General features: G+C 51.4%; 14 protein-coding genes. All 14 read right to left on the reverse strand.

Annotation, left to right across the window (positions count from 1 at the left end):
* Window positions 1-4: 4 nt before the first annotated feature.
* The 14 genes from def to DW739_RS02675 all read right to left on the reverse strand — a co-directional run bounded on the left by def (window position 5) and on the right by DW739_RS02675 (window position 20,969).
* Window positions 5-478 (reverse strand): peptide deformylase, encoded by a 474-nt coding sequence (gene def, locus DW739_RS02610; protein WP_118293195.1) that lies wholly within the window; start codon window positions 476-478, stop codon window positions 5-7.
* 18 nt (window positions 479-496) lie between these two features.
* The gene (gene priA, locus DW739_RS02615) at window positions 497-2,713 is read right to left on the reverse strand and encodes a primosomal protein N' (protein WP_182427323.1); all 2,217 of its coding nucleotides are present in this window, start codon (window positions 2,711-2,713) and stop codon (window positions 497-499) included.
* Window positions 2,714-2,874: 161 nt separating this feature from the next.
* Window positions 2,875-4,284: a UDP-N-acetylmuramoyl-tripeptide--D-alanyl-D-alanine ligase gene (gene murF, locus DW739_RS02620; protein ID WP_118482177.1), complete on the reverse strand. Its 1,410-nt coding sequence runs from the start codon at window positions 4,282-4,284 to the stop codon at window positions 2,875-2,877.
* A gap of 18 nt (window positions 4,285-4,302) precedes the next feature.
* Window positions 4,303-5,766, reverse strand: coding sequence for a UDP-N-acetylmuramoyl-L-alanyl-D-glutamate--2,6-diaminopimelate ligase (locus DW739_RS02625; protein ID WP_118482178.1), 1,464 nt, complete (start codon window positions 5,764-5,766; stop codon window positions 4,303-4,305).
* Between the two features lie 42 nt (window positions 5,767-5,808).
* Window positions 5,809-8,811 (reverse strand): DNA translocase FtsK 4TM domain-containing protein, encoded by a 3,003-nt coding sequence (locus tag DW739_RS02630; protein WP_347560703.1) that lies wholly within the window; start codon window positions 8,809-8,811, stop codon window positions 5,809-5,811.
* Window positions 8,812-9,223: 412 nt separating this feature from the next.
* Window positions 9,224-10,030: an ATP-dependent Clp protease proteolytic subunit gene (locus DW739_RS02635; protein ID WP_106999969.1), complete on the reverse strand. Its 807-nt coding sequence runs from the start codon at window positions 10,028-10,030 to the stop codon at window positions 9,224-9,226.
* A 325-nt stretch (window positions 10,031-10,355) separates the two neighbouring features.
* Complete coding sequence (locus tag DW739_RS02640; RefSeq protein WP_118695869.1) at window positions 10,356-12,035, reverse strand: SH3 domain-containing protein; 1,680 nt, start codon at window positions 12,033-12,035, stop codon at window positions 10,356-10,358.
* Window positions 12,036-12,050: 15 nt separating this feature from the next.
* Entirely contained in the window at window positions 12,051-13,730 is a 1,680-nt protein-coding gene (locus DW739_RS02645) for a C40 family peptidase (protein WP_118742574.1), read from the reverse strand.
* Window positions 13,731-14,109: 379 nt separating this feature from the next.
* Entirely contained in the window at window positions 14,110-14,907 is a 798-nt protein-coding gene (locus DW739_RS02650; RefSeq protein ID WP_117795542.1) for an ABC transporter ATP-binding protein, read from the reverse strand.
* Entirely contained in the window at window positions 14,907-15,824 is a 918-nt protein-coding gene (locus tag DW739_RS02655; protein ID WP_117795544.1) for an ABC transporter permease, read from the reverse strand. The genes DW739_RS02650 and DW739_RS02655 overlap by 1 nt, the downstream gene beginning before the upstream one ends.
* Before the next feature lie 130 nt (window positions 15,825-15,954).
* Complete coding sequence (locus DW739_RS02660; protein ID WP_106999973.1) at window positions 15,955-16,977, reverse strand: ABC transporter substrate-binding protein; 1,023 nt, start codon at window positions 16,975-16,977, stop codon at window positions 15,955-15,957.
* 182 nt (window positions 16,978-17,159) lie between these two features.
* Complete coding sequence (locus DW739_RS02665; RefSeq protein ID WP_118742575.1) at window positions 17,160-18,560, reverse strand: ATP-binding protein; 1,401 nt, start codon at window positions 18,558-18,560, stop codon at window positions 17,160-17,162.
* 7 nt (window positions 18,561-18,567) lie between these two features.
* Window positions 18,568-19,296, reverse strand: coding sequence for a response regulator transcription factor (locus tag DW739_RS02670; protein WP_117795548.1), 729 nt, complete (start codon window positions 19,294-19,296; stop codon window positions 18,568-18,570).
* A complete protein-coding gene (locus DW739_RS02675) occupies window positions 19,296-20,969 on the reverse strand; it encodes a Na/Pi cotransporter family protein (protein ID WP_118742576.1) in 1,674 nt (557 codons plus the stop codon). The genes DW739_RS02670 and DW739_RS02675 overlap by 1 nt, the downstream gene beginning before the upstream one ends.

The following is a 20,969-nucleotide window of genomic DNA, read 5'->3' on the forward strand; positions in this document are numbered from 1 at the left end:
TGCTTTATTCTTCCTCTGCCGTTACATCCTCTAACGGACCTTCTACCAACTCCACATACAGATGTCCGTGCAGATGATCGCACTCATGGCAGATCGCACGTGCCAGGAAATCATCTGCTTCCAGGACAAACTCTTCCATTTTTTCGTTCAGCGCGCGTACCTTTACGTGGCTCGGACGGGTTACCATACCAGCCTTGCCCGGAACGCTTAAACAGCCTTCCTGACCAGTCTGGCTGCCGGACATTTCCTCGATGACCGGATTGATCAGGACATACTGGTTGCCGTCCTCCACGTCGATTACTACGATCTGTTTGCGGATACCGACCTGCGGTGCTGCCAGACCTACGCCGCCGGCTGAATACATCGTGTCAAACATATCCTCTATCAGTTCAAGTGTGTGATCGGTTACCTCCGTCACTGCCTTACACTCTTTTTTCAGTACCTCATCGCCAATAGTTCTAATTGACCGGATTGCCATTTTATACACTCTTCCTCTCTATGATATATCGTATTGAATCTGGACCGCCTGCCATTTTGTATCTGCGGCAGCCAGGGTTTCAATCTGACCCCTGATTTGATCCAGTATAGCACATTTTTCACACTTTATATATAAAATTTTTCTGTAGATGTCATTAACTTTGTATACTGGTGCCGGAACCGGACCGATACACTCGGCACTTTCGCGCAGCCGCCGCGCCGCCATTTCCGCACATTTATCCAGCACCACCTCATCGCCGCAGGCAAAATAAACCGCAGCCATCTGGCAGACTGGTGGATAACGAAGCAGCCTCCGGTAATTGATCTCATGGCTGTAAAACAGCTCATAATTCTGCGCCGCTGCCGCCTGCACGGCATAGTGTTCCGGCCGGTACGTCTGGATGACCACATCGCCGGGCTTCCCGGCGCGTCCCGCTCTGCCAGCCGCCTGCGTCAGAAGCTGGAACGTCCGCTCCGCGCTGCGGTAATCCGGCGTATTTAAGGAAAGATCCGCCGCCAGAATTCCGACCAGCGTCACTCCTGGAAAATCATGCCCTTTTACAATCATCTGCGTGCCGATCAGAATATCTGCCTCACGATTTGCAAATGCCTCCAGAATCGCTTCATGTCCGCCTTTTTTTGCCGTTGTATCCGCATCCATCCGCAGGATCCTCGCATCCGGAAACCGAATTTTCGTAAATTCTTCCATCTTCTGCGTTCCGGCCCCAAACCCGGCAATATACGGTGATCCGCAGGACGGACACTGCTTCATCAGCGGAATCGTATAGCCGCAGTAATGACAGACCAGACGGTTCTTCCCGTGTAGTGTCAGGGAAACATCACAATGCGGACAGGTCACCGCCTTTCCGCAGGAACGACAGGAAACAAAATTGGAATAGCCGCGCCGGTTCATAAAAAGCATCGCCTGCTCGCCACGTGCGAGTCTCTCTGTCAACATTGCATCCAATGACCGGCTGAACACCGATTTATTGCCTGCCTGCATCTCCGCACGCATATCAGCGATCTGTACCTTCGGCAGGATACTTCCCGCCACTGCCCGGTGATGCAGGGGCAGAAGCACATATTCGCCATTCTGAGCCCGCAGATACGATTCCAGAGAAGGAGTCGCTGAGCCCAAGACCAGCGAAGCCCCGGAAAGCCGGGCGCGCTCCGCCGCTACTTCCCTTGCATGATAGCGCGGCATCGTCTCGCTCTTATAGGCGCCCTCATGTTCCTCGTCGATCAGAATCAGTCCCAGATTGGAAAATGGGGCAAACAGCGCCGACCGCGGTCCGATCATCACGGAAACCTCGCCCCGCGCCGCCCGTTCCCACTGATCATAGCGTTCTCCCGCAGAGAGACGGGAATTCAGAATCGCGATCTGATCGCCAAATCGCCGGTAAAACCGCATCACCGTCTGATATGTCAGCGAAATTTCCGGGATCAGCAGAATCACCTGCTTTCCATCCCGCAGGACACGCGCCATCAGCTCCATGTAGACTTCGGTCTTTCCACTTCCCGTAACGCCGTGAATCAGATACGTTTCACGTTTCCCCATCTCATAATCCTCACAGAAACGGTCAACCGCCGCCTGCTGCTCTTCATTGAGATGCACGGTCTGTCCGGCTGGACGCGGCAGTTTTGCATGGTTTAACCCGCGTTCCTCACGGGAAACTTTCACTGAAAGCTGTCCCTGTTCCTCCATCGGGCGGATCGTCGCCAGGGTCAGGTCAAGCTCCCGTCGGGCAAATTCCATCGGAATATCCAGATTGTCCCGGAATGCCTCAAGGAGCCGCACCCGCGCCTTATAATGCCGCTTCTGTGCCGCCAGGATTGCCGCTTCCAGCTCTTCCTGTTTTAAAAGACAATGCAGCGTCTTTTTCTCGCGCGGTTTTATCTTTTCCTTGACGGGAAGTACGGTTTTGAGCGTCTGGTTCATCGTCGCGCCATAACGTTCCCGCATCCACCACGCCAGACGGATAAGCTGAGATTGCACCGACATACTGCCCGGTGCGATCCCAGCTATCTCCTTGATGCGGGATGGGTCATACTCCGCCGTATTTCCCATTCCCACCACATATCCAGTCCGAAGTGAATTACCCTTTCCAAACGGTACCGTCACGCACGTTCCCGCCGTAATCTCCTCCGCCAGCTGCGCCGGAATCCGGTACTGAAACGGGCGATCCACCTTCTCATGGGATATATCTATAATAATATCCGCGTATTGATACGCCATGATTCCTTCTCTTTCTATTTCTAATTCAAGTCGAACGTCCGTGAGATTTGGCGCGTGATTCTGGTCAGCGAAGCTGACATATTCTCTACAGAATCACTGCGCATCCTCGCGGAGCGTTTATCTCAGTCGGAGAATGGACTCCTACTGAGACAAACTTGCTATTACTTACCACCTGAAGAGGTGGGAGTCTTCTCGACTGAGATAAACCTCGCTGCCGTCTCCCCCAGCTTCATACTGTTGGAACCCTTGAACAGGACTGCATCTCCCTCACCGATCTGTGCATCCAGCCAGTCAAGCATATCTTCTTTTTCGTCCTCTTCAAACGAAACGACATGCAGATCCGGTTTGACTTTCTTTGCTCCCTCGGCGATCGCCTGCGCCAGTTCGCCATATACAACCAGGATATCGACCGGTTTTTCCGCCAGAAACGCACCAACTTCACGGTGGAACTGAATCGTATTCTCTCCCAGTTCCTTCATATCCGCCAGAACCGCAATTCTGCGTCCTGCCGGCAGGGAAGAAAGCACACCTATCGCCGCTTTCATCGAATCCGGGCTTGCATTGTAGGTATCGTCCACGATCGTATAACCATTTTTATGATAAATCTGCTGACGGTTCTTGAACCCGCCAAATTCAAGCAGCTTTTCCGCTGCATCGGCAAGCGGCACATCGTAGGCATCCGCAACCGCCAGGGCAGCCAGCGCATTCATGACATTGTGCTCGCCCATAACAGTCAGCTTCACCGGGACGCGCACCTCGCCGTGTACCATCGTAAAGGACGGAAATCCATCCAGATATGAAAGATCCTCGGCGCGGTAGTCGTTATCTGCTCCAAGTCCATAACGGACGGTATGGCAGCCTGCTTTTGCATGCACGGTAGAAAGCATATCATTATCTCCATTTACAAACAGGATTCCGCCTGCCTTCATACCGTCCTGGATATGCAGCTTTTCTTTTAAGATATTCTCGCGGGAGCCCAGATTCTCAATATGCGTCACACCGATATTCGTCATGACTGCCGAATCCACCGCCGCAATCTCCGCGATCACCGCCATCTCGCCCGGCTCACTCATTCCCAGTTCCAGCACGCCGATCTCATCATTCTCAGAAATCTCCGAGATCGTGAGTGGCACACCGATCTGGCTGTTGTGGTTTGCCGGTGTCTTGAATGTCTTATATTTCGCTGAAAGCGCCGCCGCCACCATTTCGCGCGTCGTCGTCTTTCCCACGCTGCCGGTGATACCAACTAACGGGATAGAAAGGCGTGCCCGCAGGCAGCGTCCGATCGTCTGCAATGCCAGTTTCGTATCTTTCACCTGGATCAGGGCGCCGTGAAAGCCCTCCGGTGCCGCCTCATGCTCCGAAGTCAGTGCGGCTGCCGCCCCATTGTCCATCGCCTGAACCAGGAAACGATGCGCGTCTGATTTCTCCCCGATCAGCGGAACAAACAGATCCGCCCCGCGCATACTCCGGGAATCAATGCTGATGTGTTTTAACTCCGTATCTGCATCTCCGCAGAGCAGTGTTCCCGACACTGCTTCCACGATATGTCTGACTGTAATATGGTCCATATTTTGCCTCCAAATTGATTACATATGCAGCTTCTTCACCGTCTCCTGCACTACTTCCCGGTCAAGGAAATGATAGCGCACGCCCTCGATCTCCTGATAATCCTCATGCCCTTTTCCGATGATCGCGATGATATCGCCATCTTCCGCATGCGACAAGCTGTACTCAATCGCTTCGCGGCGATCCGGGATTTCAACGTATTTGCCGTCGGTTTTTGCAAGTCCGACCTTGATATCTGCCAGAATATCTCCCACTTTCTCAAAGCGGGAATTATCCGCCGTGATGATCGACAGATCTGCCAGCTTTCCGCCAATCTCTCCCATCGAGTACCGGCGATCGCGCGCCCGGTTGCCGCCGCATCCGAAGACACAGACGAGACGCTTCGGCTTGTAGTCGCGCAGCGTCAGAAGAAGACTTTCCATGCTGACCGCATTGTGGGCGTAGTCAACGATCACGGTGCACTTTGCTGATTTATATACAATCTCCATCCGTCCATCGACCTGGATATGTTCCAGCGCATGGCAGACTTTCTCCTTCGGCAGGTCAAAGAAGCTGCACACGCCCGCTGCCGCCAGCGCATTGTCCACGTTAAATTTGCCCGGAATGCCGACACGCAGATCGCTCTCATATCGTCCATGCGTCTGAAATTCGACGCCCACGAAATCATGTTCGCGTACATAGTGAATGTCATCCGCTGTAAAATCAGCCGCCCGTTCCAATGAAAAGGTCAGGATCTCTGCTGTCGCCCCTTCTACGATCGCATCAAAGTGCGGATCATCGCGGTTGACGAGCGCTGTCCGGCAGTTTTTCAAAAGCTGCTTTTTGTAGTAAAGATATTCTTCAAAACTTGCATGTTCATTCGGGCCAATATGATCATTGGAAATATTCAGGAAAATTCCATAATCAAAGAAAAGTCCGTCTACCCGGTGCATCAGGTAGCTTTGGGAAGAAACCTCCATCACGACGTAACGGCAGCCCTCTTCCACCATTTTTGCAAAATATTCTTGCAAAATATAAGATTCCGGCGTCGTATTTTTGGTCGGATAATGATTCTCACCGATCACAGCGCCGTTCGTTCCGATGAGACCCGTCTTCTGTCCGGCCGCCTCCAGAATCGCCTTGATCATATAAGTGGTAGTCGTCTTTCCCTTCGTGCCGGTCACACCGATCGCCGTCATCTTCCGCGCCGGATAATCAAAACGTGCCGCCGAAAGAAGCGATAGCGCGTTCCGTCCATTCTCCACTTGAATGACCGTCACGTTCTCAGGCGCCTCAACCGGATGCTCGACCACCAGAACCGGCGCGCCCTTTTCAACCACATCCGGGATAAAGGTATGCGAATCGACGTTTGCCCCGCGCATACACACAAACACCGTCCCCGGCGCCGCCTTTCTCGAATCGTAGACCACCTCGTCAACCTCCGTCTCCAGGCTGCCCTGCAATAATGTATACGGCAATTCTTTCAGCCAGCTTTTAAGCTTCATAGGATACCTCCTGATTTTGATATTTTATAATGATTCCGCTTTTTAATATCCTTCTTCCATCATGTTTTCAAACTGCTCCATGCTCATCAGCACCTTACGCGGCTTCGTGCCTTCTTCCTCACCGACCACGCCTGCATCTGCAAGCTGATCCATGATACGCGCGGCACGGTTGAAGCCAATCTTAAACATACGCTGCAGCATGCCGATGGATGCTTTGTCTTTCTCAATGATAAATTTACCTGCCTGTGCAAAATAGGCATCGCGCTCACCGCCGCCAAAGCCCGCATCCATCGCCGTCGAACGGATCTTGGACTCAACCTCGGCGCTGTACTCTGCGGTCAGCCCCTCCTGTTTCAAAAATCCGACCACATCCGAAACCTCATTGTCGGACACAAACGCGCCCTGTACACGCTGCGGTTTCTGATAGCCCGACGGATAGAACAGCATATCGCCCTTTCCGAGCAGTTTCTCCGCGCCGTTCATATCAATAATGGTGCGGGAATCCACTCCGGAAGAGACGGAAAAAGCAATTCTCGACGGAATATTTGCCTTGATCACACCGGTGATGACATTGACCGATGGTCGCTGCGTCGCAATCACCAGATGAATGCCCGCTGCACGCGCCAGCTGGGCCAGACGACAGATCGAATCTTCTACTTCGCCCGGCGCTACCATCATCAGATCGGCAAGCTCATCCACGATAATGATGATCTGCGGCAGTTTCTCCGGTTTCTTCGGATCGTCGATATCCGCGATCGACTCAACCTTGGCATTGAAACCCTTAAGATCGCGCACGCCGTATTTTGCAAACTTCTGGTAACGGTCGGTCATCTCTGCCACCGCCCAGTTGAGGGCGCCGGACGCCTTTTTCGGGTCGGTCACAACCGGAATCAGAAGATGCGGAATACCGTTGTATACACTTAACTCAACCACCTTGGGGTCGATCATGATGAGCTTGACCTCGCTCGGCTTTGCTTTATAAATCACACTCATGATCAGCGTATTGATGCAGACTGATTTACCCGATCCGGTCGCACCCGCGATCAGAAGATGCGGCATCTTCGCAATGTCGCTGACAACCGTCTGACCTGCGATATCTTTTCCGACCGCGAATGCCAGCCGGGACGGATATTTCTTAAATGCCTCTGACTCCAGCAGATCGCGCAGCAGAACCACATGGTTCTCCTTGTTCGGAACCTCGATACCGACCGCCGCCTTGCCAGGAATCGGTGCCTCGATACGGATGTCCGCCGCTGCCAGATTTAACTTGATATCATCCGCCAGCGCTACAATCTTGCTGACCTTGACCCCCTGCTCCGGGTGAAGCTCATAGCGGGTAACCGTCGGTCCACAGCTGATGTTTGTAACCGTCACGCCCACGCCGAAGTTCTGGAGCGTCTGCTGCAGCTTGATCGCTGTCTCCCGGTACTCCTGATCCGAGAAATCGGTCTGTCCCGTACCGCGTTTTAAAAGTGTCAATGGCGGGAATATGTATTCTTTCTGGATCTTCTTTTCTTCCTCTTCCTTGCGCTCGATCTGCTCTGGAACCGTCAGTTCCTCAACTGGAAGTGCTTTTCGTTCTTCCCGTTTCTGCTCCAGTTTTTTCTGTATCGCCTCTGTATCTGTCTCGATCACCTTTCCGGATGCGGTCACGACCGTTTTGGAATCCTCCGGGACAAAGAAACTGCCCTTTGTCTCGCCCCGCTCTGATTCCAGCGTCTTATAATAGCCATCGATTGGTTCGGAATCCGTTTCCCCAGATATAGGTTCGTTCCATTCATCCTCATTTCCCATCGAAACGGTTTCCCACTCGTTTTCCGATGGCTCAAAGACATCCTGATGCCCTAAATCTGTATGAACCTCCTCTGCGGTCAAACCGGACGCCGCCTCCGCAGCCGGTTTCTCCCGTGTCTCTACCGGATAATAGCCTGGACCTTTCCGGCTCTCGCTGCCAGCAAATTCTTCCATCGTCCGGGTATCACGGCGTACATACAGGCGTTTCAGGAGCTGGTCGCTCGCACTGTCCTCTGCCTCTGCAGTCTCTACTGTCCGCGCCGTCTCGCGCTCCGATTCTTCCTGAAACTGGGATTCTGAACCATCGTATGCATATGTATCCTGCTCCGATTCCACTGGTTCTTCTTCGTACTCCACTAGATCTTCTTCATACTCCACCGGTTCCGGTTCTACCGCTCCGCCGCCGTGAAATATCTGACCGCGAAATACATCTGCCGGATTCTTCTTCTCTACTCCCTGTCCGGAATCCTGTGCCAGATTTTTTCCCTCTGCCGGAACATCGGTCCAATCATCATAAGCCGCTGTCTCATCCTGCAAGCTTTCCTGTCTTCCATGCATCTCACGGAATTCCTCCGGTGCGTCCTCCGGTCCCAGCACGGTTCCCTCCGGGACTCCTTCCGAGAAATTCCGCATCACTGGCAGCTCGGTCAGCTTGGCGCCCTCGAGATCAACGCCACGGACCCGCTGCTCCTCCCGCAGACGGCGTTTTTCTTCCTTTTTCTCCTCATGTATCTCACGGCGGCGGCTCATATCTTCTTTCGCATACTCATATGCCCTTCCGCTGCCCTGTTTAACGAAGTTTACCAGGGAACGCTCCGTAATGCACACAGCACCGAGTGCCAAAAGCACCAGCAGAATCAGAACTGCTCCGATCGTTCCCACTGTTCCGCACAACAGCAGCATCAGAATGCCACCGATAAAGCCGCCTCCACCTGCCTGCGCGTAATAATCGCCCAGATTCCAGTCCAGATGCTGACCGCCTCCCATGAGAAGCTGGGAAAGTCCGCAAAATGCCAGAAGCACCTCGCCAACCGCCACCAACTTGGCTACGGCTTTCTGGTTGCCTCGGTTTGAAAGATAAAAACAAGTTCCCATAAATAAAAGGAATGGCACCAGATACCCCATCACGCCGAATACGCCAAGCAGAGTCGATCGCAGAAAACTTCCGACAAAGCCGCAAAGCCCGAAATTGCTCAAAAACAAAAGTACCGATATTGCAAATGATACAATAATCGCCACTTCCGTTCCCATAAATGCCCCTGTACCACTTTTCTCCACCGGCTCCGGCGCCTGGCTGGCGCGGCTTCGGCTTCCTGTTCCTTTCGCGGTGCCTTTTCCAGACGAAGCTTTCTTCTTCCCCCTACTCTTTTTCTCGTTCAGCGTCTCCTCCGCTTTCTTCGCCGCAGGGGACTTTCTGGATCGCCCGGCTTTTTTCTCTGTCCCAGCTGTCTCCCCGGCACGCTCTGTACTCTGTCTTTTCCTGCTTGTATCTGCCACCTGTCTCATGCCTCCAACATTTCCCATGTATCTGCGGTTCCTCCTGTTTCACAAAATACAGCCTCCCGCAGACTGCTTTTCTCATTTTACATTCTTATTATCTCATTCAGTATACCCAAATTCAGGGAAAAAAGCAACGCTTTCCTAAAATTTTCGCACGTATGTTCTACTTTCTTTTCAGATTTTCACTAAAATCCGTCTTCGTCATCCGGTCGTGTGCATCTATTTCTTGTTTCTTCCCATCGATCGCCCGGTTCAGCCATGCAAGCGCTTCCCGGATCCCGCCGCATTCATCGATCAGTCCCTCCTGGACCGCCTCCCCGCCAACCAGGACCGTTCCCAGATCTTTTGTCATCATCTCCGTATTGAGCATCAGGCTCCGGAGGCGCTCATAGGAGATCTGACTGTGTCCGGACACAAAGCTTAAAATACGATCCTGAATCATTTCAAAATAATCATACGTCTGCACGGCACCGATCACCATCCCCGTCATCCGTACCGGATGTACCATCATCGTCCCGGTCGGGACAATAAAAGAGTGATCGACCGCCACTGCGAGCGGCACACCGATCGAATGGCTGTCCCCGATGACCAGTGAAACGGTCGGTTTGCTGAGCGAAGCAATCATCTCCGCCAGTGCCAGTCCACAGCTTACATCGCCGCCCACCGTGTTAATCAGGACTAAAACTCCCTCCGTCTCACCGCTCTCCTCGATCTCCGCCAGCTTAGGCAGAATATGCTCATATTTCGTCGTTTTCGTATTGCCGGACAAATTTTCATGTCCCTCTATCTCTCCGATGATCGAGATTAATTCAATGTGATTGCCATTCTTTCCCGTAATATCCGTCTGTCCATTTTCACGCTTCTGAATCGGATCCTCCTGCGCCTGTTCCCGACTTTCTCCCGCCTTATCTGCCTGCTTGTCCCACGCTTCATTTTCCCATTCCCTGTTTTCACGATTTGCCCGAATCATATTTTCCTCTTTTCTGCGCTCTTTTCATCTTACACGCGGATTCAATGTTTTTTCTCAACTGCCTAATTCATTCTTAGTATTCTGTCTTCCTATTATCTTTATTCACTGAAACCGCTTTTTATACAAACAAGGATGTACCTTGGCTCATTCGGGCGTCTCGCGCGGTCACTTGCGACATGTTTCTGCTTCGCGCGAGTGCGCATCCCCGCGGAGCGTTTTTTATTTCATAGGACACAATTTCCTATGAAACAGAAAAAGAGAGCTGGGAAAAGCTGCCTTTTCTCCCTGCTCTCTTTCAAATAATTTTTATTAACTTTTCATGAAATTAATCGCCCAATACGTTGACGATCTTCGCCGGGGTACGATAATTCCAGGTGGAAATCTTGATACCGGACCTTGCATTCGACGCATGGCACACGCGTCCGCCGCCAATATAGAGTGCTACATGATTGATTGTTCCGCCGCTGTTTGTATAGAAGATCAGATCGCCCGGACGCATCTGGGAGGAACTGATACTTCTTCCTGCTCCCGCCTGAGAACCCGAATGATGCGGCAGGCTGACACCAAAATGCGCCATAACCGACATCGTAAATCCAGAACAGTCCGCACCGTTTGTCAAGCTTGTACCGCCCCATACATATGGATTTCCAAGGAACTGGGTCGCGTAGTTTGCGATCTGCGCACGCTTGGAGGAGCCGCTTGAAGATGCTTTCTGGCTGCTAGAACCACCTTTACTGCTGCTCTTGCTTCCAGAGCCTCCCTGGCTGCTCGCCGCCTTGGTCTCAGGCTCCGGTGTCTCCTCAACCGGTGTAAACTCGATCGCCTCATTTAACGCATACCGCACATCGACAAATTCAGTCGCTACATAGGCACTCGTCTCATCCAGTGCAATCTGCACCCAGCCATCCTGCTGGCTCATAACCGTATACCGCTCGCTGTTGGAAATCTGCGTCCAGATCGGCGCGTCCGTGTTCGGTTCCGTACGGGCATTTAGACGGTCTGTCGATACAATCGCCATCAGCTGTGCAACCTGCAGTGCCTCCTGCTTCGCCGCATCTCCTGTCAGGATAAATTCAGATTTAACATAGCCGGTAACCGGACCGGACTTGATCTTGTACCAGCCGCCATCCTCTGTCGTTTCCAAAATCTCACCACCGGACTTGCTTGTCATCTTACCGATGATCTTCGCATCTTCCTTCGGCTCCACACGGATATTTAAGTAGTTATTGACATTGGAAATACCCAGATTGTCATACATGTTGAGAACCATCGTCCGCAGATCCAGCTTACGCGCCTCATTTAACGCATAGCGCACATCCGCATAATCCGCTGAAATATAGCCCCCGCTGATCTGAATCCAGCCGTCCTGCTCGCTGACAATGGAATAACGCTCATTTTTCAGCGCCTGTTCCAGCACCTGCGCGTCCTCACTCGGCTCACTCCGGATATTCAGCTTGTCAGTCGTGATGACCGCCATCTTCTTGACCAGCTCAAATGCCTCTGTTTTTGCCGCCTCGCCGGTCTGTACAAATTCTGAACTGATGTAGCCCTCCAGACCGCCGGAAGATATCTGATACCAGCCTTCCTGGGAATCGTCCAGAATCTCGCACGCACTGCCGCCCATCAGTTTGCCAATGACATCGGAGGTTGTACTGGCGCTCTCACGCATATTAAGATAACCAGATACATCCACAATACCCAGATTCTGGTAGGACTCGACTACATTTTTCTTTTCTTCGTCCTCTTTTGCCTGTTCCTCATCCTCCGGCAGCGTCTCTCCGATCACGGTTTCCTGCACCTCTGCCTCGGATGCCGATGCCACCCGGGCGTTTCCAGAACCTCCGAACGTGCCGCCCTGTGCCAGCTTCACGATGATAACCAGAGCCAGCACCACAATGACAGCACAGCCTCCGATCATGAACCAGTGCATCGGATCTTTGCCATTTCGTCTCTGACGTACTTTCTGCAGGCGTTCTTTATAATCTTCTGTCTTTTGCTCTTCCATCTTATCCTCTCCCTATCAGTCTCCCAGCATATTGACAATCCGGTACGGATTCCGGTAATTCCAGGTAGAAATCTTGATGCCGCTTCTCCGGCTCGCCGCATGGACGATCTGACCATTGCCAATGTACATCGCCACATGGTTGACCGTTCCCTTGCGATTCGTATAGAAAATCAGATCGCCCGGACGCATCTTCGAAGAATCAATCTTCGTACCCGTCCGCGCCTGTTCCCGGGACACCCGCGGCAGGGACACGCCCGCCACATGGCTGTATACATACTTTGTAAAACCAGAACAGTCCACACCCGAATGCGGGTCATTACCGCCCCAGACATAACGGTTTCCGACAAACTGAAGCGCATAGTTGACAATCTGGGTCCGCAAAGATTCCTTTTCTTTTAATGGGGTAAATGGGATCGCCTCCGGCAATGCATAACGCACATCTACGAAATCAGTCGCCACATACGCACTCGTCGTATCGAGCGCAATCTCGACCCAGCCATCCTGCTGGCTTATAACATCGTAACGCTCATTGTTAGAGATCTGCGTCCAGATCGGCGCATCCGTGCTCGGCTCCGTGCGGGCATTCAGGCGGTCGGTTGAAACGATCGCCATCAGTTCTGCAACCTCCATCGCCTCCTGCTTCGCCGCATCTCCTGTCAGGATATACTCCGCCTTCACATATCCAGTGACGGGACCCGACTGGATCTTATACCAGCCGCCGTCCTCGCTCGTCTCCAGAATCTCTCCGGCAGACTTGCTCGTCATCTTACCGATGATATTGCCATCCTCACTTGGCTGATCGCGCACATTCAAGTAATTATCCACACTGGAAATACCCAGATTTTTGTATAAATTCAGCACCATCGCACGCATATCCAGCTTCCGCGCCTCATTGAGTGCGTATTTGATCTCTGCATAATCCGTGAAAATATAACCGCTCGAAATCTGAATCCAGCCATTCTCCGGCTCACCCTCGACCACATAGCGCTCATTTTTCAATGCCTGACCGACAACCTCAGACTCCGTGTTCGGCTCTTTTCGGATGTTCAGGGAATCTGCCGTGATGAGCGCCCGCTTTTCAACCAGTTCCAAGGCTTTTTTCTTCGCCTCATCCCCGGTCAGAACAAACTCTGAACTGATATAACCGGAAATACCGCCAGATTCGACCTGATACCAGCCTTCGGTTGAATCATCCACGATCTCACACGCACTGTCGCCCATCAGCTTGCCGATGATGTTGCCATCCGTGCTCGCCGTCTCACGCATATTCAGATAACCAGACACCTGCACGATACCCAGATTTTTATAAGAAGCTACCACTGCTTCTTTCTCTTTGATCTCCTCCGCTCTGGACTCTTCGGATGCCTCGTCCTTCGAAAGCTCTGATGCTGTCGCCGCCCCATTCTTTGCAATTCCGGCTCCCGCCTGACGGCTGAGCAGGGACTTGCCTGCAAATGCTGCAACTGCAAGAGCAATCACCACCCCTGCTGCTATCACTCCGAAGCGCAGATTCTGACTCTTATCTTCGCCCTGGCGCCTGCGCGAATGTCCCGCGGATTCCCGGACCGGATTTGGTGTCTGATCCTGAGCTGGCTCTGATTCCTGACTCTGAACTGCTTCCGGCTCTTGAATCCGCTCCGTCGCTGGCACCTGTTCTGACTCCTGCGTTTCTTTTTTGTTTTCTTCTTCTAACATATGGATCGCTCCTGATTTTTCTTGAAATTATGACTTAATATCTTAAACGTAATTTTTATTTTATCATATTCGTAGGGAATTGCCAAGGAAGGATATGGAGGAAAAAATGAATTTTCTATAAATGAATTATTACAGAAGTGTTAAGTTGTAGATAAATGGTTAAGTCGTGAAAGGTGGAATTAGTTGGAAATATGGGAGAGGAGAATGCACGACTATAAGTGAGAAAGAATGCCCTCCGACCGCTCGCGCCGCCGGAGGGCATTCTTTCTCACTTATAGTCGTGGTTTTTAATTTGTTGACCCACTTTTCATTCCGTATACTTTTTGTCTGTTATCGGTTAATGATTTTGATAAAAGCCTTCAAATCTTATAACCCCTGCTTATTTGGCAAGCATCATACGATCATTCGCAAATTCTTCTCCGCTTACCTTTTCAAATCTCTCTAACAGGTCTTCTACCTGCAGATTCTTCTTCTCTTCCCCTGCTACATCGTAGATAATCCGACCTTCGTGCATCATAATCAGACGGTTGCCGATCTGAATCGCATCTTTCATGTTATGGGTAACCATAAGCGCGGTCAGATTTTGTTCGTCTACGATCTTTTCGGTAAGATCGAGGACTTTGCGGGCTGTTTTAGGATCGAGGGCGGCGGTGTGTTCGTCTAAGAGAAGGAGCTTTGGCTTCTGGAGAGTTGCCATCAGAAGGGTGAGCGCCTGGCGCTGTCCGCCAGAGAGTAAACCCACTTTGCTGGTCATACGGGTCTGAAGCCCCAGATCGAGCTGTGCCAATGCCTCACGGTAGAAGTCCTTTTCATTCTTTTTGATGCCCCAGCCGAGTCCTCTGGATTTGCCGCGGCGCAGTGCCATGGCAAGGTTTTCCTGTATCTCCATATTGGCGGCGGTGCCGCGCATCGGATCCTGGAAGACTCTGCCGATATATTTAGCGCGTTTGTATTCTGGCTCCCTGGATATGTTTACACCGTCGATCTCGATTTTACCAGAATCGATCGGATATACGCCTGCGATCATATTTAACATGGTGGATTTTCCAGCACCGTTTCCGCCGATGATCGTCACGAAATCGCCCGGTGCCAGGTGTAAGTTGATACCGTTTAAGGCTTTTTTCTCATTAACAGTTCCTTTATTAAAAGTTTTCTTTACATTTGTTATCGTCAGCATTACTCCTCGCCCCCTTCTGAATAATCTTTTCTCAGCCGATATTTAGCGAGTGCTACCGGAATACAGAGTGCCAGTGCTACAATGACAGCAGAGAGCAGCTTCATGTCGTTTGCATCCATACCCATGCGGAGTACAACCGCACGGATCACAAAGTAAATGACCGAACCGACAACCACGGAGGTCAGTTTCCAATAAAAAGAGGTCAATCGTCCCATCAGGACTTCGCCGATGACGATCGCCGCCAGACCAATGACGATCGCACCCGTACCACTTCCAACATCACCATATTTCTGGCTCTGGCAGACGAGTGCGCCGGAGAGAGCGACCAGGCCGTTGCTAACCATCAGGGATAAAAGCTTCGCCATACGAGTGTCCACGCCCAGCGCACGCACCATATCCTCGTTGTTACCGGTTGCACGCATCGCACTTCCGATCTCGGTTCCGAAGAACCAATAAAGAAACAGAATAGCCGCCACCGCCAGCACAATTCCAACGATCATCGATGCCTGTGCCTGAGTCATCCCGAAGGAAGTAGCCAGACCACTGATAAGTGTCTTGACTTTCAGAAGCGGCAGATTGCTCTTTCCTCCCATGATCCGGAGGTTGATCGACCAGAGGGAAATCTGGGTCAGAATTCCTGCCAGAATCGCTGGTATCTCAAATACAGTATGAAGAATACCCGTTACCGCACCAGCCACGACACCGGCTGCCACTGCAACTAAAAGTGCCAGCACCGGATTTACTCCTTTGTTGACTACCAGGACTGCACAAACGCAGGCACCCAGCGCGAAACTTCCGTCTACCGTCATATCCGCGATATTCATCAGGCGGAATGTAATGTAAACTCCCAATACCATGATTCCCCAAAGAACGCCCTGTGCGACCGCGCCCTGCAGGGATACTAATAAACCGCTCAAACTTTTACCTCCCCGTGTTTCGTATTTTCTTCACCTGATTAACTGTAAAGACTGCCAGATCGGCATATTTATTATATGCTTCTGATCTGACAGTCCATCTCATTTGAAGTTTAGATCTTTCTGGTACTCTTTATTTCTCGAGTCCAGATACATCGATTCCCAGCGTCTGCGCTGTCTCTTCATTGACACTCAGCTCGCACTTGGAAGCGTCCAGATAGCCGATCGGCATCTTAGAAATATCGGCGCCCTCAGTCAGAATTTTAACGGCCTGCTCACCGGTCATGTAGCCTAACTGGTAGTAATCAATACCGTAAGTAGCAAGACCGCCTGCATCTACCATGCCCTTCTCGCCGCAGATAACCGGAAGTTTATTCTCATTTGTTACCATCGTTACGGTCGCCATACCAGCTGCGATCATGTTGTCGGTCGGTGTGTATACGCAGTCTACATTGCCAACCATAGATTCTACAACGGTAGGAATCTCATTGGAATTGGAAACGGTGTAATCTTCATACTCAATACCGGCTGTGTCGAGTGCTTCTTTCGCCATATCAATCTGAAGAACGGAGTTTGCCTCCGCGCTGCAATACAGAAGTCCGACCTTCTTTACATCTGGAATAATCTGCTGCATCAGGTCAATCTGCTCTTTAACCGGAGTCAGATCAGAAGTACCCGATACGTTGCCGCCCGGAACCTCGTTGCTCTCTACCAGACCGGAAGCCGCCGGATCGGTAACAGCGCTGACAAGAATCGGAATCGAATCCGTCACACCTGCAACTGCCTGTGCTGCCGGGGTTGCGATTGCAAAAATCAAATCATCTTTATCGTTGACCAGTTTCTCTGCGATCGTCTGGCATGCAGACTGCTCGCCAGCTGCATTCTGCTGGTCGATCTCGTATTTGATGCCTGCATCGTCCAGCGCTGCCACGAAGCCCTCATTGGTCTTATCCAGTGCCACATGCTGGGTCAGCTGTAATACGCCAATCTTATAAGTCTCGCCGTCTGCTGTCTGCTCTGCCTCTTTGCTTTCTTCTCCGTCTGCGGACTCCGCTGCTGTCGTGTCCGTACTTGCTGTCTGTCCTCCGCAGGCTGCTAGGGATGCCGCCATCGCGCCAGCCAGCATCAGGGCTGCTAATTTCTTTGTCTTTCTCATAATATCATCCTCCTGAACCTTTTCAACGTATGTAACAGATTTTCCTCTTATGCATCAAACCATGATTTATTTTTCACTTTAAAGAGCTGAACTGTTACGCTTTAAAGCAATCATACTACAAACTCCAAAAAGAGTCAACCTAAAATTCCGCTGTTTTTTAGGGAATTCAGGTTGACTCTTTTTTATTTTGCTTCCGCAATCTGCAGTTTCACCGTAAACGTTGAACCTTTTCCGACTTCCGACTCTACCTTCACGCTTCCATGATAAAAATTCACGATATGCTTGACGATCGAAAGACCAAGCCCGGTGCCGCCCTGTTTGCGGCTGCGCCCTTTATCCACCCGGTAAAACCGCTCAAAAATACGGCTCTGGCTCTCCGCCGGGATGCCGACGCCGGTGTCGCGGACCGTCAGTATCATATCCGCGCCCCAGTGCTTGACCTGCACCCAGATTTCGCCGCCCTCGTTGTTATACTTGACCGCGTTTGTCAACAGATTGTTAAACAGCTCCTGCACCTGGCGCAGATCGGCACGAATTGTGAAATTCTCGCACTCTTTATGGACTGTGATGCCGCGGGACGCCGCCTGCGCGGCAATCGAAGACAGGCTGTCCTCCAGCAGTTCCACCGTGCGGATTGTCACAATATCTGCTTTCGCACCGCGCGATTCCAGACGGGAGATCATCAAAATATCATCCACCAGGTTCGTCATCCGCATTGCCTCTTTTTTTATGCGTCCCAGAAAATCATGTGCCGTGTCCGGATCCTGTGCCATGCCGCTTTCCAAAAGCTCGACATAACCGCGGATCGAAGTGATCGGTGTTTTCAGCTCATGCGATGCATTGCTGAAAAACTCCTGCCGGATCTGTTTTTCTTTCTCAATGCGCTCCAGATATTTCTTCATATTCCGGGACATCCGCGTCGTCGTGTCCGCGATGACATTGATCTCCTCATACGGGCATTTTTCAAACTGAAAACGCGTGTAGTCGTCATCCATCCGCACCATTTCGCTGGAAATTTCCTGCAAAGGACGCGTGATTGACTGGGAAAACCGTTCCGCCTCCATTGCCGATGCAAAAAAAGCTATTCCAAAGCTCAAAAAAGCGGCCGGAATCAACATCAGGATATATTCACCCAAACCGGTTGAACAGGCAGAAAGGCGCAGTATGTATTTGCCGTCCGATGAACGGATCGCCGCGTACGCCATCTGCATTCCTAACGTTCCGGAACGGCGCACCGAATATCCATAGCCCGTCGCCAGCGCATCCTTCACTTCCTTGCGCTCCAGATGATTTTCCATCTGATTCACCTGCGCTACTTCCGTATCAGCCACCACCGTGCCATCCATCCGGATCAGCGTATAACGGCTATTATTGTCGTTCGTAAGGTCGCTCAAATCCATCAGCTGTTCTTCCACATTCCCCGTATAATCCAACATACGGTCAACGGATTCCAATGCAAAATGCATGTCCTCCCTTGACCGTTTGAGCAATACACTGCTGGTAACCACCAGAGCGATAAATGTATTCAGAACCAGCGCCAGGAATAACAGATGAATAAATTTCGTCAAAATCGCTTTTCGCATCGTTTCATCACTTTCCCGCTTCTTTTTCCTTTAAAAACCGATAGCCCACGCCGCGCACTGTCTTGATCTGGGCTCCGGCATCATGCAGCTTCTGCCGGAGTGTCTTGATGTGCATGTCCAGCGTTCTCGTCTCCCCATCATAGTCATAGCCCCAGATATGATCGAGAAGCTCGTCGCGCGTCACCACCCGGTTGATATGTTCCATGAGATATGTTAAAAGTTCAAATTCTTTGAGCGTCAGCTCCGTCCGGTCGCCGCAGGCAATCACCTCTCGCGTCTCCCGGTTGATGCTGACTTCACCGATCGTCAGGCTGGAAACCTCCTCTTTTGCAGGTTCCACCCGCTTTAAAAGGTTTCTGACGCGCGCCGAAAGCTCCAGAATACCAAACGGTTTCGTCATGTAGTCGTCAGCACCGTTGTCAAGTCCCTGTACAATATCCATCTCACGATCCTTTGCCGTCAGCATCAGGACCGGGGCTGCGGAAAAGTCCGGCATCTCCCGGATCTTGCGGATCGCCGCCATGCCGTCCATCCCCGGCAGCATCCAGTCGAATACAAACATCGCCGGATACTCCCGCTGCGCCTCCCTGCCTCTCCGGAGCAGGGCCGAGAGGTTGTCAAGCGCTTCCTCTGCCGTCTCAAATCCGCTGGCGCAGTAACCAAAGTTTTCCAGTGCCACGCAGATCAGATTCCGGATATTTTCATCATCCTCAATCACATATATCCGATATTTCATTACTGCATCTCTTCCTTTACGTAGCCAGCTACATTCTTGGCATGATCCGCGATTCTCTCATAATTTGCCAGTGCATCCAGGAAGATAACACCGCCCTCAATCTTGCATTCTCCATTGGAAAGACGGTTCATATGGCTCTCGCGCATCTCCTCCTCCATATTGTCAACCTCTTCCTCCCAGCGGGCAGTCTGACGTACTTTCTGCATGTCATGCGCCTGACGCGCCTCCACGGACGCCTCGACCGATTTAAGCGTTGCATCTGCAATCGTCCGCAGCTCTTTCAGCGCCAGATCCGAGAAATCAATATTCACATTCTCAATCCGTTTCTTGGCAAGCTCTGCTAAGTTTTCACAGTGGTCACCGACACGTTCAAGATCACCGATTGTATAATACATATTCTTAACGAGAAGATGCTGTTCATCATTCAAGGAGAGGTTGTTGATCTTTAAGAGATACTCGGTCAGCATTTTCTCCATGCGGTCGATCGTCTCTTCATTTTCAAATACCTGTTCACAGAAATTATCATCTGCATCTACTAAGGCTGCTGTCGCTATTTTCAGGTTGGCAACCGCTACCTTGCCCATGTTGACAACCTCGTTGCACGCCGTCTCAATCGCAAAGGACGGAGTTTCGAGGATACGGTCGTCTAAGTGACGGATCATCTCGGTCTCGACACTGTTTGCCGACCACTCTTTCTCTGTCTCCTTCGGTTTCGGAACAATCACATCCGATGCCTTTACCAGGAAACCGGCAAACGGGAACATAATACAGGTGTTGACAACGTTAAATACCGTATGGAAAATCGAGATTCCCACACTGTCCGCACGCGTCATCGCAAGTTCCGGATTCATCATAAACACGATGTATAAAGCAACACCAAATACAACTGCACCTGTCACGTTGAACAGAAGATGAATGACCGCCGCACGCTTTGCCGTACGGGTCGTACCGATACAGGATAACAGCGCAGTCGCACAGGTACCAATATTCTGTCCCAATGTGATAAAAACTGCCGACTGCCAGTTTACCATGCCGTTGATCGCCAGCATCTGTAAAATACCGACGGACGCGGAACTACTCTGGATGATTGCGGTAACTGCCAGACCGACTAAAACACCTAAAAGCGGATTCTGTCCCAGTACCCGGAAGGACTCGGAGAAGATCGGCGCATCCCGGTACGGCTCAATCGAACCGGACATGAAAGAAAGACCGATAAACAGGAGTGCAAAACCGATCAGGACTTCGGCACCCTCTTTTTTCTTGTGGCTCTTAGCAAACATCGTGATGAATGCGCCGATACCGAAGAGAACCGGTGCAAAGAACTCTGGCTTTAACACCTCGCCCCACTCACTCATCGACACAATCCAGCTCGTCACAGTCGTACCAATGTTGGCACCCATGATGATGCCGGTCGCCTGCAGAAGATTGATAATTCCGGCATTTACGAAACCAACGACCATAACCGTCGTCGCGGAACTACTCTGGATGATCGCGGTAACGCCCGCGCCCACCAGCACGCCCAGCAAGCGGTTCGAAGTCAGGATCTCAAGCACACGTTGTAAACGGTTGCCCGCAAACTTCTGCAGACCATCCGCCATCGACTCCATTCCATACAGGAACATTCCCAGTCCTCCAATGAACTGAAAGAGTGTTCCCAAAGTACTAATAGACAT

The organism is Clostridium sp. AM28-20LB, from assembly GCF_003480665.1.
GTDB classification, from domain to species: Bacteria; Bacillota; Clostridia; order Lachnospirales; family Lachnospiraceae; genus Otoolea; species Otoolea fessa.

What these genes read in the sequence shown, in the direction of transcription:
- def (WP_118293195.1), bottom strand. Translation starts at nt 478, where the DNA reads ATGGCAATCCGGTCAATTAGAACTATTGGCGATGAGGTACTGAAAAAA.
- priA (WP_182427323.1), bottom strand. Translation starts at nt 2,713, where the DNA reads ATGGCGTATCAATACGCGGATATTATTATAGATATATCCCATGAGAAG.
- murF (WP_118482177.1), bottom strand. Translation starts at nt 4,284, where the DNA reads ATGGACCATATTACAGTCAGACATATCGTGGAAGCAGTGTCGGGAACA.
- DW739_RS02625 (WP_118482178.1), bottom strand. Translation starts at nt 5,766, where the DNA reads ATGAAGCTTAAAAGCTGGCTGAAAGAATTGCCGTATACATTATTGCAG.
- DW739_RS02630 (WP_347560703.1), bottom strand. Translation starts at nt 8,811, where the DNA reads ATGGGAACGGAAGTGGCGATTATTGTATCATTTGCAATATCGGTACTT.
- DW739_RS02635 (WP_106999969.1), bottom strand. Translation starts at nt 10,030, where the DNA reads ATGATTCGGGCAAATCGTGAAAACAGGGAATGGGAAAATGAAGCGTGG.
- DW739_RS02640 (WP_118695869.1), bottom strand. Translation starts at nt 12,035, where the DNA reads ATGGAAGAGCAAAAGACAGAAGATTATAAAGAACGCCTGCAGAAAGTA.
- DW739_RS02645 (WP_118742574.1), bottom strand. Translation starts at nt 13,730, where the DNA reads ATGTTAGAAGAAGAAAACAAAAAAGAAACGCAGGAGTCAGAACAGGTG.
- DW739_RS02650 (WP_117795542.1), bottom strand. Translation starts at nt 14,907, where the DNA reads ATGCTGACGATAACAAATGTAAAGAAAACTTTTAATAAAGGAACTGTT.
- DW739_RS02660 (WP_106999973.1), bottom strand. Translation starts at nt 16,977, where the DNA reads ATGAGAAAGACAAAGAAATTAGCAGCCCTGATGCTGGCTGGCGCGATG.
- DW739_RS02665 (WP_118742575.1), bottom strand. Translation starts at nt 18,560, where the DNA reads ATGCGAAAAGCGATTTTGACGAAATTTATTCATCTGTTATTCCTGGCG.
- DW739_RS02670 (WP_117795548.1), bottom strand. Translation starts at nt 19,296, where the DNA reads ATGAAATATCGGATATATGTGATTGAGGATGATGAAAATATCCGGAAT.
- DW739_RS02675 (WP_118742576.1), bottom strand. Translation starts at nt 20,969, where the DNA reads ATGTCTATTAGTACTTTGGGAACACTCTTTCAGTTCATTGGAGGACTG.